The sequence below is a fragment of the Pantoea sp. MHSD4 genome (assembly GCF_021043305.1).
Classification (GTDB): Bacteria; Pseudomonadota; Gammaproteobacteria; order Enterobacterales; family Enterobacteriaceae; genus Pantoea; species Pantoea eucalypti.
Window position 1 is genome coordinate 1 of the sequence record NZ_JAJNDH010000038.1, and the last position, 227, is coordinate 227.

A 227-nucleotide genomic window follows, 5' to 3' on the forward strand; every position below is an offset into this window, starting at 1 on the left:
CGAGCAGAAAAAACCTCTACAGGCTTGTAGCTCAGGTGGTTAGAGCGCACCCCTGATAAGGGTGAGGTCGGTGGTTCAAGTCCACTCAGGCCTACCAAATTTCTTCTCATGCTGCGTTATGCGCGCGGTCGTTTACCCCGGTAAACGTCCCTTCCGCATGCCTTGCCTGAAAAGAAATTACATCCTTCGTCAGAAGAATGTAACTCGGTTGAGTGGTAGTAGTGGTG

The 227-nt window shown here is 51.1% G+C and carries 1 tRNA gene; it reads left to right on the top strand.

Features of this window, described 5'->3' with window-relative positions:
- The first annotated feature begins 20 nt into the window (after positions 1 to 20).
- Positions 21 to 97: transfer RNA gene (locus tag LQK91_RS21965), tRNA-Ile, on the top strand.
- Positions 98 to 227 lie beyond the last annotated feature (130 nt).